This is a genomic window from Bacterioplanoides sp., from assembly GCF_965226395.1.
Classification (GTDB): Bacteria; Pseudomonadota; Gammaproteobacteria; order Pseudomonadales; family Oceanobacteraceae; genus Bacterioplanoides.
This window is the reverse complement of the sequence record NZ_OZ245358.1, coordinates 355,750-370,962: the sequence shown is the minus strand read 5'-3', so window position 1 is coordinate 370,962 and position 15,213 is coordinate 355,750. Positions and strand designations below refer to the sequence as shown.

17 protein-coding genes and 1 pseudogene are annotated in these 15,213 nt (G+C 49.5%); 5 read left to right on the top strand and 13 right to left on the bottom strand.

Features of this window, described 5'->3' with window-relative positions; translation table 11 throughout:
- Positions 1-90: 90 nt before the first annotated feature.
- From ACO05E_RS01665 to ACO05E_RS01655, 3 genes are all read right to left on the bottom strand, one after another.
- On the bottom strand, positions 91-372 hold the full coding sequence (locus ACO05E_RS01665) for an SCP2 sterol-binding domain-containing protein (RefSeq protein ID WP_419811271.1): 282 nt from the start codon (positions 370-372) through the stop codon (positions 91-93).
- Between the two features lie 104 nt (positions 373-476).
- Positions 477-1,346 (bottom strand): TauD/TfdA dioxygenase family protein, encoded by an 870-nt coding sequence (locus ACO05E_RS01660; RefSeq protein ID WP_419811270.1) that lies wholly within the window; start codon positions 1,344-1,346, stop codon positions 477-479.
- 161 nt (positions 1,347-1,507) lie between these two features.
- Positions 1,508-2,938 (bottom strand): RsmB/NOP family class I SAM-dependent RNA methyltransferase, encoded by a 1,431-nt coding sequence (locus tag ACO05E_RS01655; RefSeq protein WP_419811269.1) that lies wholly within the window; start codon positions 2,936-2,938, stop codon positions 1,508-1,510.
- 102 nt (positions 2,939-3,040) lie between these two features.
- Here ACO05E_RS01655 and tmpT point away from each other — a divergent pair, with 102 nt between their 5' ends.
- Positions 3,041-3,706, top strand: coding sequence for a thiopurine S-methyltransferase (tmpT, locus tag ACO05E_RS01650; protein WP_419811268.1), 666 nt, complete (start codon positions 3,041-3,043; stop codon positions 3,704-3,706).
- 8 nt (positions 3,707-3,714) lie between these two features.
- Here tmpT and tsaA read toward each other — a convergent pair whose 3' ends face one another.
- From tsaA to ACO05E_RS01605, 9 genes and pseudogenes are all read right to left on the bottom strand, one after another.
- Positions 3,715-4,416: a tRNA (N6-threonylcarbamoyladenosine(37)-N6)-methyltransferase TrmO gene (gene tsaA / locus ACO05E_RS01645; protein WP_419811267.1), complete on the bottom strand. Its 702-nt coding sequence runs from the start codon at positions 4,414-4,416 to the stop codon at positions 3,715-3,717.
- Between the two features lie 94 nt (positions 4,417-4,510).
- Positions 4,511-4,900, bottom strand: a complete 390-nt coding sequence (locus ACO05E_RS01640) for a CZB domain-containing protein (RefSeq protein ID WP_419813643.1) — start codon at positions 4,898-4,900, stop codon at positions 4,511-4,513.
- Between the two features lie 123 nt (positions 4,901-5,023).
- Positions 5,024-5,281, bottom strand: a pseudogene (locus ACO05E_RS01635) (methyl-accepting chemotaxis protein); the annotation flags it as partial.
- Positions 5,282-5,984: 703 nt separating this feature from the next.
- A complete protein-coding gene (locus ACO05E_RS01630; RefSeq protein WP_419811266.1) occupies positions 5,985-6,521 on the bottom strand; it encodes a PAS domain-containing protein in 537 nt (178 codons plus the stop codon).
- Between the two features lie 159 nt (positions 6,522-6,680).
- A complete protein-coding gene (locus ACO05E_RS01625; protein WP_419811265.1) occupies positions 6,681-7,643 on the bottom strand; it encodes an alpha/beta fold hydrolase in 963 nt (320 codons plus the stop codon).
- 73 nt (positions 7,644-7,716) lie between these two features.
- Positions 7,717-8,394 carry a hypothetical protein gene (locus tag ACO05E_RS01620; protein WP_419811264.1) on the bottom strand — a complete coding sequence of 226 codons (678 nt, stop codon included), beginning with the start codon at positions 8,392-8,394 and terminating at the stop codon, positions 7,717-7,719.
- Positions 8,395-8,432: 38 nt separating this feature from the next.
- Positions 8,433-9,224, bottom strand: coding sequence for an HDOD domain-containing protein (locus ACO05E_RS01615; RefSeq protein WP_419811263.1), 792 nt, complete (start codon positions 9,222-9,224; stop codon positions 8,433-8,435).
- A 68-nt stretch (positions 9,225-9,292) separates the two neighbouring features.
- On the bottom strand, positions 9,293-10,135 hold the full coding sequence (locus tag ACO05E_RS01610; RefSeq protein WP_419811262.1) for an HDOD domain-containing protein: 843 nt from the start codon (positions 10,133-10,135) through the stop codon (positions 9,293-9,295).
- A gap of 50 nt (positions 10,136-10,185) precedes the next feature.
- Positions 10,186-11,160 carry a YgfZ/GcvT domain-containing protein gene (locus ACO05E_RS01605; protein ID WP_419811261.1) on the bottom strand — a complete coding sequence of 325 codons (975 nt, stop codon included), beginning with the start codon at positions 11,158-11,160 and terminating at the stop codon, positions 10,186-10,188.
- Between the two features lie 113 nt (positions 11,161-11,273).
- Here ACO05E_RS01605 and ACO05E_RS01600 point away from each other — a divergent pair, with 113 nt between their 5' ends.
- Together ACO05E_RS01600 and ACO05E_RS01595 are read left to right on the top strand one after the other, a co-directional pair.
- Complete coding sequence (locus ACO05E_RS01600; protein ID WP_419811260.1) at positions 11,274-11,543, top strand: succinate dehydrogenase assembly factor 2; 270 nt, start codon at positions 11,274-11,276, stop codon at positions 11,541-11,543.
- A complete protein-coding gene (locus ACO05E_RS01595; protein ID WP_419811259.1) occupies positions 11,527-11,943 on the top strand; it encodes a hypothetical protein in 417 nt (138 codons plus the stop codon). The genes ACO05E_RS01600 and ACO05E_RS01595 overlap by 17 nt, the downstream gene beginning before the upstream one ends.
- A gap of 18 nt (positions 11,944-11,961) precedes the next feature.
- On the opposite strand, the gene nadB is transcribed toward ACO05E_RS01595, so the two are convergent.
- Entirely contained in the window at positions 11,962-13,569 is a 1,608-nt protein-coding gene (nadB, locus tag ACO05E_RS01590; RefSeq protein WP_419811258.1) for an L-aspartate oxidase, read from the bottom strand.
- 287 nt (positions 13,570-13,856) lie between these two features.
- Between nadB and rpoE the strand changes: the two genes are divergently transcribed.
- Positions 13,857-14,444 (top strand): RNA polymerase sigma factor RpoE, encoded by a 588-nt coding sequence (gene rpoE, locus ACO05E_RS01585; RefSeq protein ID WP_419813642.1) that lies wholly within the window; start codon positions 13,857-13,859, stop codon positions 14,442-14,444.
- Positions 14,445-14,560: 116 nt separating this feature from the next.
- On the top strand, positions 14,561-15,208 hold the full coding sequence (locus ACO05E_RS01580; protein WP_419811257.1) for a sigma-E factor negative regulatory protein: 648 nt from the start codon (positions 14,561-14,563) through the stop codon (positions 15,206-15,208).
- The last annotated feature ends 5 nt before the right edge of the window (positions 15,209-15,213 follow it).

Here is a 15,213-nt window from a genome sequence, read left to right as displayed (position 1 = left end):
TTACCAGAAAAATAAAAAGAGGAGGTTAAAAACAAACGTAAAACAAATAACACGCTTTCAGGTATCTGAAAGCGTGTGGCAGGCAGTGGCTTAGAATAAGCCCTGAATGCTGATGGCAATCGCAGAATCACCTTCTACTTCAATGTCGCCTTCCATTACTGCAGACATCGGATCGGTATCACCGGCCAGAATTTGTTCAAAAATTTCTGGTGACATAGTGATGGTGCAATCAGCGTCTTTATCTTCGGTGGTCACATCTTTACCAATGATGTGAATAATAGCGCCACCGATATTAAATTTTACTGGCTGAGCAAAGCCACCAAATTTATCAACGGCTGGAATGATTTTTTCGATGTAAGCATCAATAGACATAATGAGCGTCCTTTTTATTGTTTATGTGTTTTAACGGTAATCTCACTCTGAAATGGCACATGCCACTTCAGAGCTGGAGTTATTTCAGAAAGTACTCTGATTAATCAGATGCAGTTCTGATATTTTAAATCTTCCGGGCGTGCACTGATGGTGGTGCGGTGCAGTTCACGACGATGGCCTTCAAAACCACCGGTTGCTTTGTGTAATACACTGCGGTTGTCCCACATCACCAGCATGTCTTTTTCCCATTTGTGAGCGTATACAAATTGCTCCTGAATCTGCCAGCGCTGTACTTCCATCACCAGATCCATTGCTTCTTTTTGTTTCATATCTTCGATACCAACAATATAAGCGATGGCGGAGCCGTAAATGGATTCTTTACCACTCTCAGGGTGCTTGATAATAAATGGGTGAGTTTCGGATTCCATCGCTTCATCAGAAGGCGTGATTTCCATACTCTTGCTCTTAAACTTATCGCCATAAGAGCCTTTTTTCGAGTAACCCATTTTTGCTGAGTGAATTGCCATTTTGCCTTCCAGACGCTCGCGCAGATCCGCTGGCATTTCAGCCGCTGCAGCTACCTGATTAGCAAATAAGGTGTCACCACCAACCGGTGGGATATCAATACTGAACAGACAGGTGGCGAATGGAGGCTCTTTTTTAAAGGTCCAGTCCGCGTGCCAGATATCTGCAAAAATCGGGCTGGTTTCATCCGCTTCGCGCTGGATAGAAATCATGTGTTTGCGGCCGTTGTAACACTTAACAAACGGATCTTCTGCTAAGTCACCAAAATCCGAAGAAACACGCTCAAGGTCGTCGTCGCTTAGCGGCTGGTTACGGAAAATAATAACGTGATGTTCATGCCAGGCCTGGCGAATATCATGAATATCTTCTTTAGACAGAGGTTTGGTCAGATCAACGCCTTCGATGTAGGCGCCACAAGCTTCACCTGTTGGTGTAACAGTAATTGGCATATGAAACTCCACGCTGTTTTGTTATTAGAATCAGGTTTCACGATACGGTGAATGGTCAGCTATCAACATGATACATCAGGCCATGCGATTGACAAGTTGGGCCAAAGTGGTTTTTTGTTGTTCTTTGTCATTGTCAATCGCGCAGCATAGTTAACGTACTGTTACCGACGCTGTAACTTAGCATAGAACATGCAATCCGCATCTTCATCGGGAGCGCCTAATAAGCACTGTTCAACCAGGCTGAATTCCGGTTGTTGTTGCAGAAACTGTTCTACCTGCTGCTCGTTTTCGGCCAGCTGCCAGGAGCAAGTGGCGTACACCAGATAACCACCTGGGCGAACGGCCTGGCTGGCATGTTGCAATATCTGCTGCTGCAACCCGATCTGACGTTGAGTGTCTTGGTTATTAAAGCGCCAGCGGGCATCCGGGTTACGACGCCAGGTGCCAGCAGAGGTGCAGGGGGCATCAATCAATACCCAGTCAAAACCTTGCTGTTTTTTGATTTCAGCGGGCAGGCGCAGGGCGTCGGAGCCATCCCAGGTGAAGCTGCGGATATTCTGAATCTGGGCACGTTTGGCACGGCGCTTTAATTCATCCAGCTTAAATGCATGCAAGTCGGTAGCGGTGACAGAACCTTTACCCGCCATAGTGGCGGCAATCGCCAGACTTTTACCACCGGCTCCGGCGCAAGCATCCCAGACTTTATCGCCCGGTTTGGCTGCGACGGCAGCGGCAATTTGCTGGCTGGCAAGATCCTGAATTTCAAACAGACCTTGCTGATATTCTTCAGACGTCTGTACCGCTTTGCCGCCATAAGCCGCCAGCATAGTATCGCCATTAATGTGCTTCAGCTGAGCATCAATGCCTTGTTGTTGCAGAGATTGTTCCAGTGCCGGTAAATCGGTGTCGGCTGGTGTTCTCAGCCACAGCGGTGGAAAGTCATTCTGCTTGCGAATAAAGCGCTGCAGTTGTTTATCATCCCAGCCGCTTTGTTGTGCCCGCTGTTTTAATAGCGGCATCCACTGTGGGCGAATGCCGTGCCACAACAGCCATAATGGCGAAAGAGGCTGCTCCAGTGCGGCTTCACGTAATGCCGCATAAAGTCGCTCACGGTAACTGGTATCGCGCAGGTTATTTTGGATTAATTCATTACGGCTTTTTAACCACTGGCCACCACAATGCAAACCAATCCAGTACCAGAATGACTCGTCACTCATGGCATTGAGTTTTTTGGGACTCCACTGCTCATCCCATTGCTGCCAGTCAATCATTTCGTCCTGAAAAAACTGATCTTCCAGCGCCTGAGCCAGTTGTTGAAAACGGCTGGCCTGAATCATGGCAGAGTTGAGAAGCCAGCGTTGCTGCTGGGTTTGCGTTTTGTCCTGGTGGACGTGCTTTAACCAACGATCCAGCGGCTGAGGAGTGTCTTCATTGGCGGTAAGCCAGCGTTGTCTTAAATCGGCCAGAGCTTCAAAATTGATCGTATTGTTCGTCGCTGGTTTCCCTCGGCGCTGATAACCGCCTTGGGAGTTGTTTTTGCGACCGGCGGGTTTGGATGAGGATCGCGAACGGTAAGGTTTTCTGGCTGACATAACAACGGACTGATCTGAGAAATTGGCGCGGGATTTTATCAGACAAGGCACTGGCATTATACTTCGCGGCTTTATTTGGCTTTTATTTAGGGTGTTTTAACCATGCGCAGCGAGTTTTGGCATGAGCGTTGGGAAAATCAGCAAACCGGTTTTCATCTGCCTGAGGTGAATCCGGTGTTAATTCGTTATTGGCCGGATATGAAGCTGACCCCTGGGCAACGGGTGATGGTGCCTTTGTGTGGCAAAACGCTCGATATTATCTGGTTGTTGCAGCAGGGCTATGCTGTGGTCGGTATTGAACTCAGTGAAATCGCATTGGATGAACTGGCGGATACCATTACCAATACGCTGAAGCTAGAGATACATAAAACCCGTAACGGTGATCGGGTGTTGTATCGGGCCGATAATTTATTGCTGATTGCCGGTGATTTTTTTGCCTTGTCATCGCAGGACATTGGCCCTGTGGATGCCGTGTACGACCGGGCGGCGTTAATCGCACTGCCAGAGCCGATGCGGGCCGATTACGTACCCCATTTATTGGCGCTGACGCAGCAGGCGAAGCAGTTGTTGGTGGGGTTGAGTTATCCGCAGGATGAAATGTCTGGCCCGCCGTTTTCGGTACGACCACAACAGGTGCAGCAGTATTATCAGGATGTTTATCAGATCTCGGTGAAAGAACAGCAGGATATACTGGAACAAGAGCCACGCTTTAAAGCACGTGGGTTAACGTCATTTGTGCAGGATGTGTATCTGCTTACTCCGCGTTAATGTCTGTATCAGGCGGGCTCAACCGATAATACCCGAATGCTGTCTGCCGTGGGGTAATGCCAGCAGACATTCAGATCCCATAACCGAACACCGTAGCGGCGCTCCGCAGAGGGCGTCTGATAAGCTGGTTTTGGGTCTTGTGCCAGGCATTGTTCGATCAAACCGATGACATTTTGCTCCAGTCGCTGACCATGATGGCGAGCTTGCGCTAATGCTTCTTCCTGCCATAACACCTCGGTCAGTTCTGGTTGCTGAGCGGCAATGCCATTGTGCGCATCCGTAATGGCATCGGCGTAGGGGACATACGGTTTGATATCCAGAATCGGGGTGCCGTCGAGTAAATCCACACCACTGACCCATAACGAATGGTTTTCTATTTTTTCCAGCTTCACCACTGATTGACCCAGATTGTTAGGGCGGTGTGTCGCACGACTGGCAAATACGCCGATTTTTTCATTGCCTCCTAAGCGGGGCGGACGTACCCGTAATTTGGGCGCGTCGTTCGGTTGCACTAAAGCCTGATGAAGCTGAAACAGTAACCAGATATGACTCACTTGCTCTAACCCTGCCAGTGCCAGTGGCGAATCATAAGGAGGGAGTAAACGAATTTCGGCAGTGGCGGCGGGAGCCAGTGCCGGTTGCCGGGGGATAGCAAATTTTTCTTTAAATGGAGTGTGTGCGACGGCAACCGGTTCGAGTGAAATGGACATAATTAAACGGCATCAAACAATAATGCCAGCATTGTAGCGCTGGCATTATTCCATGAACAGTTAGTACGTATCAGGTGTTAGAGCCTCTCAGGTTCTAAAACAAATCGATCTCGGTTTCTTCGCTGGTTGCACCGGTTTCAAACTGCAGTTTTTCATCGGTTAATTGATCGATCAGGGCAATGATTTCAGCACTGTATTGTTCCAGAGTTTCAAACCCTTGCTGAACGGTGCTGTGACCACGAATATTTTTACGCCAGTCCTGATCTTCCACCAGATCCAGTAACTGATGCATTTGTGTGTGCAGAGACTGGTGCACCGGATCCAGTGCCGAATACGCCGGTAAATGGCTGAAGAACTGCTGTCCGGCACCGGTGTCGTACCATTGGCCAAAGCTACAGCTGTGATGGTCGACAGCAACCGCTTTCCAGGCTTCCGAATGGTTGCCTTTTTCCATTGCCTGATAACCATTCTGGACATAAATCATATGATCCACTTTGACCAGTGATGCGAAGCTGACAATTTGCGAATAATTCACACGTTCATAGGTTTTCTGCGCAATCTGAGCCAGTTCAACAAACGACTTTTCAAATTCCTGAGTGGCTTGTTTAGCAGAGGATGATAGCTCGACCATTTCTTTCGCTTGTTCTGCCATGCTATTACTGGAATGGGTAAACTCACCAATCATACTGCCAATGTCAGCCGTTGCTTTTTGGGTGTTTTCAGCCAAGCTGCGAACTTCATCGGCAACGACGGCAAAACCACGGCCGGCTTCGCCTGCACGTGCGGCTTCAATGGCAGCGTTCAGTGCCAACAAGTTGGTTTGCTCGGCAATACCATCAATCAGCTTCAGAACTTCGGTGATTTTTATTGTGTGTTGCTGCAAACCGCCGGCAGTGGTGTAAATGGTTTGCGTCATATCGGTCTGCTTAATCAGATTACGTGTAACCTGATTAATCTCCTGCAGGGCGTCGGTGGATAAAGACACTCCACGACGTGAAATGGTTTCGACTTCCTGCATTTCCGCCGATACCTTACTTAAATCATCCTGGTTGCGTTTCAGGTTGCGTAACAAGCTATCCGTTTTTACCCGTCCGATATTGGCTTCCAGTTCCTGGCAGTGGGCGAGAAAATAGGCGTTTTCCATAGCGGAAAAGGCGTCGCCGATTTTATCCAGTGAAGTTTTAAAGTCTCCCTGCATACCCAGGCTTAGTGGTTTACGGTAAAACCGTTCTTTACTGGCTTCTTTAAATGATGACTCTACTTCACGGATATAGGTCTCCACCTGATCTAGAAAATTATTAATTGAGTGACTGACCGGAGCCAGTAAATTGCCATCGCGAATCTGAGTTAACCGTTGTTGTAAATTTCCCTGGCCAGCACGGGTTAGCAGCGACTCAATTTTTTGTTGCGTGAAGCGCTGATGGCTGTGCTGCAATTTGCGCAACAGTGTTGTGATCAATAGCAAAGCGCAAGACGCAATAATTGCCGTAACGGATGCCTGGGTAATGGCCAGAATAAAAATGCTGACAGCCCAGGAACCCAGGCCAATGATATTCAGGGTTTTTGGATCAGAGCGATAGAGCGAATTCAGCATAGGTTGCGAACTCCTTGGTAATCGCCTTCCACAAAATGGCAGAAGTCATTGGGATTTGTTGTTCTTTCTGCAAGGTTTTTTCCAGTTCAATCATCTTGCGATACAGAGGCTCCACCACCGCAATGGCGGAATCTCCCGGGCAGCGGCGTACCGATAAATAGCCGGTTTTCTGGTTGTTTTCATACACGGGTGCAACACTGGCGAAGGTCCAGTAAAACCCTCCGTCTTTACGGCGGTTTTTAATATAACCAAAAAATTCCTGATCCTGTTTCAGGTGCTCCCACATCAGATAATAAATCGCACGGGGCATATCGGGATGACGGACGATATTCTGCGGCTGTCCTAACAGCTCTTTTTCCCGGAATCCTGAGTAATAACAAAAGGGCTTATTGGCATAGGTAATCCGACTGTCGAGGTCGGTTTTGGAAACAATCAGGTCGTCACATTCCACAAACACTTGTGAATCTGTGAATGACGGTTTATCGATTGTGTTGGGTGTTCTGGCGGGCATACACAACCTGTTAACTCAAATACTATTTGCAGAGTATAGATAGCTTGCAGAGTTTTGCTGTGAAATGTTGTTATCGCCAAAAGAAAAGCCCGCAAAATTAATATCTTACGGACTTTAGTCGTGTTCAGGCCGGAGCTGGATTGTTAGAGCTGTACAGGGCTATTCCGCGCTGGCAACAAAGTCAGCATACAGTTCAGCAGTTTGTTGTGGAATTTCAATCATCGGCAGATGACCAATTTCCGGATAAATCTTCACTTTGGCATGGGGAATCTTTTCTTTAAAGACCTCAACAGCAGAGACATCTAATACCCGATCTTCTTCGCCCCAGATGATCAGGGTTGGCATGGTAATATGCTCTTCTAACTGCGCTTCAAAGCCGCTGGCGGCGAGTTGATCTTTGGTAGCAATCATATCGCTGAAAATAGCACGGTTAAGATCGACCCGGGCGACAGCTTTGCGCATCATTGCCGGACGTAATGGCCAGGGTAGTGGTGGTGCTTTGGACATCACAAAGTCGAGACGGTATTCAAAGCTTTCCTTATCCGTCGCAATTAATGGATTTTTACCGTCCTTCAAACCTTCCATATATTCGCTGGGGTTTGGCGCTTCAACACCTGCAGCATCAATCAGGGTCAGGCTTTGAATATCTTGCGGATAGAGGGTGCTGTAAATGGCACTGATCGCGCCACCCATGGAGTTGCCGGCAATATGAAACTGGTCAATCTTCAGATTTTGCATCAGTTCATGCAGTCGCTCCGCCTGGCGAACCAAGCCATAATCGCCGCCTTCCGGAGCGGGAGTATCACCATGCCCGGCCAGATCCGGAATAATCAAATGAAAGTGTTTGGGCAATTCGTTGGAAAACTGTAGCCAGTTATCTTTGTTAGCTGAGAAACCATGCAACAACAACATGACTGGCCCGTCAGTCTGGCGCTCCAGATACGTCATGCTGACATCGCTGAGCTGACTTTGTTTCAGTTCCAGGCTGGCGGCCTCACGTGCCATGTTGAGTGTTTGTTCCAGCAGGGCATCTTGTTGCTGGTCACTGCATCCGGCCAGGCTCAACAGGGTGGTTATCGCTGTTGTCATAATCAGGGCATACCGTCGAATGGTTACACGCATGGTTTTCTCTTTTTTATTGTTGTTTGTCAAAAGTCCGTTGCTCCTCAAGAAGCAACTACGCTTTAAGAAGCAACTATGGCTCCGTTGTTTGCAGTAACCTTGCCAGCTCACAACCACTGCTTAAAGCAGCTGGCAGGTCATCTGGAGATAACAGGTAGTTTGGCCTGTATAGCAACAGGATGCCATGGCTCCATTCAATATGAAGGTGCGGATGAGCCAAAAGCCACTGACGTACCTTCAAATTCAGTCTTTTGGCTAATGTCCCCGGGGTCTCACTGAAAATCTGCAGTGCACGAATGTCTTTGTGCAACTGGCCGTGCTGAAGCTGGCTCATCGAATGGTGAATCGGTTCAGAGAATACGTCCGTATTCAGCCAGTTTTCGGGTTGAATACGGAAGCGTCCGCACAGGGCTTCCGGTAGTGGGCAACTGATCATCATCAGTGTCTGGTTTGCGGTACCGGCTTCATAAACCAGGCTGTAATCCAGCAGATTGATGCTGGCTGCCTGGGTCTCACCTTCTAATAAATGACGAAAATGCCGGAACTGACCGGCTTCAATAATCAGAAACTGGGCATCACGTACCTGACGGCTGAGTGACGCATAAGGGCGATATTTCAGCCCTAGCTGATCAGCCTGCTGGCGCAATTTTCCGGAGCGACTGCTGTTATCAATGGACATTAATAAAAACAGGGCTGAGATAATCACCAGAATAATGATGAGTGAAACCACCAGACTGAAGACCAGTGTCATGACGACCTCTGACTGAGCAAGAAGTCAGAATAATAGGCTTATCCGATCAGACTTTGCCAGTGTTCCATTTTTTCCTGTATTTCGTCAGTAGTCAGCCCCAGTCTCTCCAGTACCGCACCATCCGGCCAGATTTTATCGACGTTAGAAGAGGTAAAGTAATACGCTGCGGCTACTAAGTCAGAACTACTTGCCTGGCTTTGCCCTGATTGACTGAGCCCGGGATGATTCAGGTTGTTGTAAGTGTGTGGGATGGCGCACAGTGTGGTGGGAAAGCACCAATCATCCAGCAGTCGGTCGGCCAGGTTGGCATGGTGTTGTTCCACCATCAGGGCGATATCGGCTTTGCTTAACGCCAGCTCAGGTTGCTCGTCCAGCCAGCGTAAAATAGGCAAAGCGCCGATTTTATGCAGCAGTCCGGCAAGATAAGCCGTACCAGGGTTGATGGAATAGCTTTTAGCCATGGCCATGCACAAGCTAGCGACGTGTGAGCACTCTTCCCAGGTTTGCTGGATCAGTTCAGCAATGACGTTGTGACGAGCACGAAATAATTGCTTCAGCGCCAGGCTGATGGCGAGCTGGCTGCAATACATCACGCCAAACAAACCAATGGCGGTTTTCAGGTCGGTGACTTCGGTGGAGCAACCGACCAGAGGGCTGTTGGCGATTTTAATAACATGGGCGGTAATGGCCGGATCTTGCTCGATTAAATGTCCCAGCGCTTCGGTGGTCAGTGTGTCTCCCTGATTGGCCTGCAGGATTTTCTGAGCAATGGCGGGCAGGGTAGGAAGCGGTAACTGACCATTTTCGATTAAGGGTAAAATCTGTTCCACAAGGCTTTCCGATTTTGTCTGGTTCGGTGACTGATTCAGTGGTTGGGATGGCATCATAATAAACTCGATCAGCCGCTGATGGCCGATTGGGTGGCACCCATTTCTTCGCTCAGCGCATCCAGTTGGGTGACTTCTTCATCACTGTCCAGCCCCAGACGTTTAAAGGACCCGAGCTGACTGCGATCGACTTTTGCCAGCGGGTGATCCGTGCCGGCATAACTTTGGAAGGTAGCTACCTGAATCAGGTCGGTATAGGTTGGGGTGTCGGCCTGATAGCTGCGATCCAGATAGTGCTTGGCCGTTTCAATAATCTCAGCCGGGAAGTCCCAGCTGCGCAGAATATAAGCGCCCAGTGCCGGGTGCAGGCGGTCTATCACTTTGTCCAATGACAGGCTGTCGGCTAACAAGCTGGCGTTATTTTCGGCATAGGCCAAAATCGGCAGAATACCGATCTGATGCACCAGTCCGGCCAGCATGGCCTGATCGGTTTTCAGATTGGTGAAATGACGGGCAAGTACCTGAGCGGTTGCCGCAACTTCCATCGCCTGAGCCCAGCATTGGCGCATACGATGGTCAATCATATCGTGAGTCGCCTGGAACATTTGCTCCATGGCCAGACCAATGGCCAGGTTAGAGGTAAAGTCGATGCCCAGCCGTGAGACTGCCGCAACTAAGTCATCAACAGGCATGCTGGTGCGCAATAACGGGCTGTTCGTGACTTTGATAATACGGGCGCTGAGCGCTGGGTCACGGCTGATGACACTGCATAAGTCATCAATGGTGGCATTGGGGTCTTCTGCCACTTCGCGGACTTTCAGAGCGATTTCTGGCAGTGTTGGCAACACCAGCTCATCATTTTTAATCTGAGCAACAATATCGTCTTTTACCTGTTTGGCCAGGTCGGTATTCATGGGCGATGTCTCTGCAAAAGCCAACGCCCAATTGGTTATTGAGGTGTCAATCAGGCGTCGGCGTGGGTTTCCTGCTCTTCAGTATAGGAAAGCTTTTTCAGGGTGGCGGAAAATTGCCCGATTTCTTTGTCCTGTAGCTCAATAACAGACAAAGAATCATCATCGTTAAGCAATGCAATGCCGTGAGTATGATGCCAGCTTGCCAGCTCTCCTATCGCTTTCCCGGTGCTGTCTTTGATACTGGATAACAGTTCTGGTGATGCGGCTTGCTCGCTGCTCAGCAGGAAAACGGCTTTTTTGGCTTTCCCCAGATATTGCAGTCGGGCCACAATTTCCTGGCCGGTATAGCAACCTTTGTTAAAGCTGACTCCTCCCAGGTGTTGCCAGTTAATGTTTTGTGGAATCCAATGCTCGCGGCTGGCTTCTGTCACCCAGATCAGGCCTTGCTGAATATCGGCCAGCGCCCAGTCTTCACTATTTTTAAGTGGTTGCTCTGTTTGGAGTTGTTCATTCAGAAGTTGCTCGGCGGCGTCGTTTGTCAGCCAGTATTCCCGACGACCGTCGTGATGCTGTAATTGCGCACCGGATTCTGACCAGGTCAGAGTAGCGGGTAAGTCGGTTTCTGAAGCGTGATAGCTGCCGATGACTTTATGGCTAGCGGTGAAATTCAGCAGTTCGGTTTTAAAGAAAACGGCGTATTTCTTCAGGTGTTGCGCTAAGGCATCGACTTGCATCAGTGGCAGGCGTAGCCAATATCCCTGAGCATCCCGGGCGATAATAAAATTTGCCACCATACGACCTTTGGCGGTGCAGCAGGCACCTAATAACCATTGATCTTCACTCAGCTTTGCCACATCACAAGTCAGCTGGCCTTGCAGAAAACGCTCACTGTCCGGACCACAAACCCGCAGTAATCCAAATTGAGCCAGCCAGGTATAGCTACCTTCTGATATGGCTGACGTGTGGTCGGTCACTGGAGTAAAAAAGCCAGCAGGATTGAGTTGGTCAGCAGAAAACAACGACATGAACAGTAACCCGTGTGAATGAAAATCAGGTCGCTATTCTAAAACAATACGCGGCAAGACATAACGCCAAAAAGACTATGGTATAATCGCGAACATTCTGAGAGGAGTTTTCCGTGATCGATCAAACCAGTCCTGAAGCTATTGAAAACAAACGTACCCACTGGCACAGCCGCCGTGGCATGCTGGAATTGGATGTCTTGCTGGTTCCTTTTGCTCAGGAAGCCTTTCCAGGCCTTGAGCGTGACGATAAAGACCGTTACCTGGCTTTGCTGGATCGTGAAGATCCGGATCTATTTACCTGGTTTATGGAACATAAAATCCCGGAAGATCCGGAGCTGGCAAAAATAGTCGCTATGGTGCAGGAGCATGCACGCCAGCGCTGAGTGGGCACTCAGCTTCTCCCGACAGCAGCAGGTTTGTGATCTGCTGGCTCTGCTGCTGTTTCTTATCTTATCCGTTTACCTGTTATGGCCTCTGGCTATTTGGATGATTGCGGCGTTAGTGATGCTGTTGAGTGTCAGTGTGATGGTGCTCAAACGTATCTGGCAACGTGATATCAGTTCGGTGGGCTATCGTCCGGAGGGCTTGGCGAAACGCTGGTGGCTGGAAATTAATGATCATCGCTATAACGTGCGCTGGCGTGACGGCAGTGTTCGACAGCGCGATTGTGTGGTGTTGTGCTGGTCATTCTGGCCCTGGGATCGGTTGATCCTGCGGGCCGATAGCTTTGTCAGTGCCGAAGAATTCCGGCGTTTCCGGGCTGAACTCTACGGTGAAATCTGACCGTCAATGACGTCGCCGTTAAAGCTCTCCCAATTCTTTTAAGTATTTGGGTGTTAACACCGTGTCAAAAGCGCGGGGTAATGGCTGTGGGTAGTCACGGCTGTAATGTAATCCGCGGCTTTCTTTGCGCAATAACGCCGAGCGGATAATCACATCCGCCACATCAACCAGGTTGCGCAGCTCCAGCAGATCGTTGCTGATATGGTAGTTACTATAAAACTCCTGAATTTCCTGGCGTAACATTCTCACCCGGTGTTTGGCACGTACCAGACGTTTAGTGGTGCGAACAATACCAACGTAATCCCACATAAAACGACGCAATTCATCCCAGTTGTGCGAGATCACAACGGCTTCATCAGAATCGGTAACCTGACTTGAGTCCCATGCCGGTGCTGCAGGCACGTCGGCGTTTAAATCAATATGGTCAATGATGTGTTGCGCTGCTGAGCGGGCAAACACCAGGCATTCCAGTAACGAATTGCTGGCCAACCGATTGGCACCATGCAGCCCGGTGGAAGCCACTTCACCAACGGCGTATAAATCTGGAATGTCGGTCTGGCCAAAGGTGTCGGTCACCACACCACCACAGGTGTAATGCGCCGCCGGAACTACCGGAATTGGGTCTTTGGTAATGTCGATGCCCAGTTGCAGGCAGCGCTCATAAATGGTCGGAAAGTGCTCTTTGATAAAATCCGATGGTTTATGGCTGATATCTAAAAATAAACAATCAGCCCCAAGGCGTTTCATTTCATGGTCGATGGCGCGGGCGACAATATCCCGGGGCGCCAGTTCTTGCCGCTCATCAAAGCGATGCATAAATGGCTGACCATCGGGCAGTAGCAGGCGTCCACCTTCACCACGAACGGCTTCGGTAATCAGAAAAGACTTGGCTTGTGGATGGTACAGGCAGGTGGGGTGGAACTGGTTAAATTCCATATTGGCGACCCGGCAGCCAGCCCGGAAGGCCATGGCAATGCCATCTCCGGAAGCCCCATCCGGGTTGCTGGTATAAAGATACGCCTTGCTGGCACCGCCGGTTGCCAGTACCACGGCATGGGCGGTAATGACATCCACATCACCGGTGAGATTATTGAGGAAATAGGCACCGATACAACCTTGGCCTTCCAGCCCCAGTTTTTCCCGGGTGATCAGGTCAATGGCAATATAGTCGTGCATCAGATGCAGATTTTTCTTTTCCTGAGCACGTTTCAGCAGAGTGTCTGAGATAGCGTGGCCGGTGGCGTCAGCGGCATGAATAATTCGCCTGGCACTGTGCCCACCTTCACGGGTGAGGTGAAACTGATTACTGTTGTCCTGGGTAAAGGGCACGCCAATATCAATCAGCCACTGAATAGCATCGGTGGAATTTTCGACGGTAAAACGCACGCTGGGTTCATGGCATAAACCCGCACCAGCGATCAGGGTGTCATTCACGTGGGCATCCACACTGTCTTCGGCGTCCAATACCGCGGCAACGCCGCCCTGAGCCCAGCGAGTTGAACCGGCATCGAGCTGGTCTTTGCTGATAACAGCAATATTCATGTGTTCAGGCAGTGACAATGCCAGGGTCAGGCCAGCAGCACCGCTGCCAATAATGACCACGTCAAATGACAGTGATTGGGTCATATCAGATTCTTTTTACCAGTGAAAAGACAACCAGATGTTGTGTTACTGCATCATGACCGAGTAACACTATACTGAGTATGTACAGCCGCCATTGTAAACCAAATTGAATCAAAACAAATGATTGGGAACTTTTTGCTGCCAATGGTGTTCTTACTGTCATCGCGTGGGGATAACAGCTGACTCATGGTCTCAGCCAGAGAGAAGGCTGATGGCAAGCGAACAGGAGAAGAGCAGTGGCAAGTGTAGCGTTGGCTGTGCAACAAGAGCAAAAAACAGCGGATAACAGCATGACAGATCAACAACAAACTGACCGGCAATTGGTCGCACGGGTACAAAAAGGCGACCGTCGGGCGTTTGACCTGCTGGTGGTGAAATATCAGCACAAGATACTGGCTCTGGTTGGTCGTTATATCAGCGACTTTGCCGAAGCACAGGATGTGACTCAGGAAGCGTTTATTAAGGCGTTTCGTGCCTTGCCCGGATTTCGTGGAGAAAGTGCGTTTTATACCTGGATGTACCGGATTGCGGTGAACACAGCCAAAAATCATCTGGTGAGTCGTGGTCGTAAAACGCCCACGCATGATGTTGACCTGGATGATGCTGAATTTTTTGCCGACGAGTCGCATATGAAAGATGTTGAAACTCCGGATGGCTTACTACACCGCGATCAGCTGCAAAAGGTGGTGTTTGATGCCATCGAAAATTTGCCCGAAGAGCTGAAAATGGCCGTTACGCTGCGCGAAATTGATGGCATGAGCTACGAAGAAATTGCCGGTGTGATGGATTGCCCGATTGGTACCGTGCGGTCGCGTATTTTCCGTGCCCGTGAAGCTATTGATAAAAAAATGCAGCCGCTGCTCAGCGCAACGGCATAGAGCGATAAGTACAAGCACTGTGTGGTGCTTTATCCATAGAAAGTGCGAACAACAAATTAAAAACAGATTGGCAGCAAACAGCCGCAACTGAAACGCTGACAACAGGGTAGGTAAGTATGAACGATCGAATTAAAGAATCTTTATCGGCATTAGTCGATGGTGAAACCGATGAGCTGGAAGTGCGTCGGATTCTGAATGAAATGGAAAAAACGCCGGAATTAAAAAATGCCTGGCAGCGTTATCAGATGATTGGTTCACTGATGCGTGAAGAGTCGGTGAGTCGTGCTCAGTTGGAAGGTGTTGATTTATCTAAAGGTATTATGCAGGCCATCGATGGTGAGCCGATGGATGAAGTTCCAGCTCGCCAGGACGAGGTGGAAAACAATAACGTTGTTGCGTCACGACGCTTCAACTGGCTGGCCTCAGGTGCGGTTGCTGCATCAGTGACTCTGGCTGTTCTGCTGGGTGTGCGCCTGAATAATGATATTCAGCAACAAGAACTGGTGGCTGAAGCTCAGATCCCGGTTACTGATGTGCAGCAGGTTGCTGCAAACGCAGATATGACACCGGAACAACTGGAGCAGGCGCAGCGTAAACTGCAGGAGTATGTGTTGCAGCATACTGAAAATGCCGCTCTGAATACCGGTCGTGGCATGATGCCATTTGCACGTGTTGCCAGCTTTGAAGACGGTGCGACAGAAGCCTCTGAGCAAGGTACTGACTCTGAGCAGGCGGCTCAGTCTGTGGAAACCACTCAGGAATAACCGCT

Bases quoted from the DNA above. Each gene is read 5' to 3' on its own strand.
- ACO05E_RS01665 (WP_419811271.1), bottom strand. From the start codon at position 372: ATGTCTATTGATGCTTACATCGAAAAAATCATTCCAGCCGTTGATAAA.
- ACO05E_RS01660 (WP_419811270.1), bottom strand. From the start codon at position 1,346: ATGCCAATTACTGTTACACCAACAGGTGAAGCTTGTGGCGCCTACATC.
- ACO05E_RS01655 (WP_419811269.1), bottom strand. From the start codon at position 2,938: ATGTCAGCCAGAAAACCTTACCGTTCGCGATCCTCATCCAAACCCGCC.
- tmpT (WP_419811268.1), top strand. From the start codon at position 3,041: ATGCGCAGCGAGTTTTGGCATGAGCGTTGGGAAAATCAGCAAACCGGT.
- tsaA (WP_419811267.1), bottom strand. From the start codon at position 4,416: ATGTCCATTTCACTCGAACCGGTTGCCGTCGCACACACTCCATTTAAA.
- ACO05E_RS01640 (WP_419813643.1), bottom strand. From the start codon at position 4,900: ATGATTTATGTCCAGAATGGTTATCAGGCAATGGAAAAAGGCAACCAT.
- ACO05E_RS01630 (WP_419811266.1), bottom strand. From the start codon at position 6,521: ATGCCCGCCAGAACACCCAACACAATCGATAAACCGTCATTCACAGAT.
- ACO05E_RS01625 (WP_419811265.1), bottom strand. From the start codon at position 7,643: ATGCGTGTAACCATTCGACGGTATGCCCTGATTATGACAACAGCGATA.
- ACO05E_RS01620 (WP_419811264.1), bottom strand. From the start codon at position 8,394: ATGACACTGGTCTTCAGTCTGGTGGTTTCACTCATCATTATTCTGGTG.
- ACO05E_RS01610 (WP_419811262.1), bottom strand. From the start codon at position 10,135: ATGAATACCGACCTGGCCAAACAGGTAAAAGACGATATTGTTGCTCAG.
- ACO05E_RS01605 (WP_419811261.1), bottom strand. From the start codon at position 11,160: ATGTCGTTGTTTTCTGCTGACCAACTCAATCCTGCTGGCTTTTTTACT.
- ACO05E_RS01595 (WP_419811259.1), top strand. From the start codon at position 11,527: ATGCACGCCAGCGCTGAGTGGGCACTCAGCTTCTCCCGACAGCAGCAG.
- nadB (WP_419811258.1), bottom strand. From the start codon at position 13,569: ATGACCCAATCACTGTCATTTGACGTGGTCATTATTGGCAGCGGTGCT.
- rpoE (WP_419813642.1), top strand. From the start codon at position 13,857: ATGACAGATCAACAACAAACTGACCGGCAATTGGTCGCACGGGTACAA.
- ACO05E_RS01580 (WP_419811257.1), top strand. From the start codon at position 14,561: ATGAACGATCGAATTAAAGAATCTTTATCGGCATTAGTCGATGGTGAA.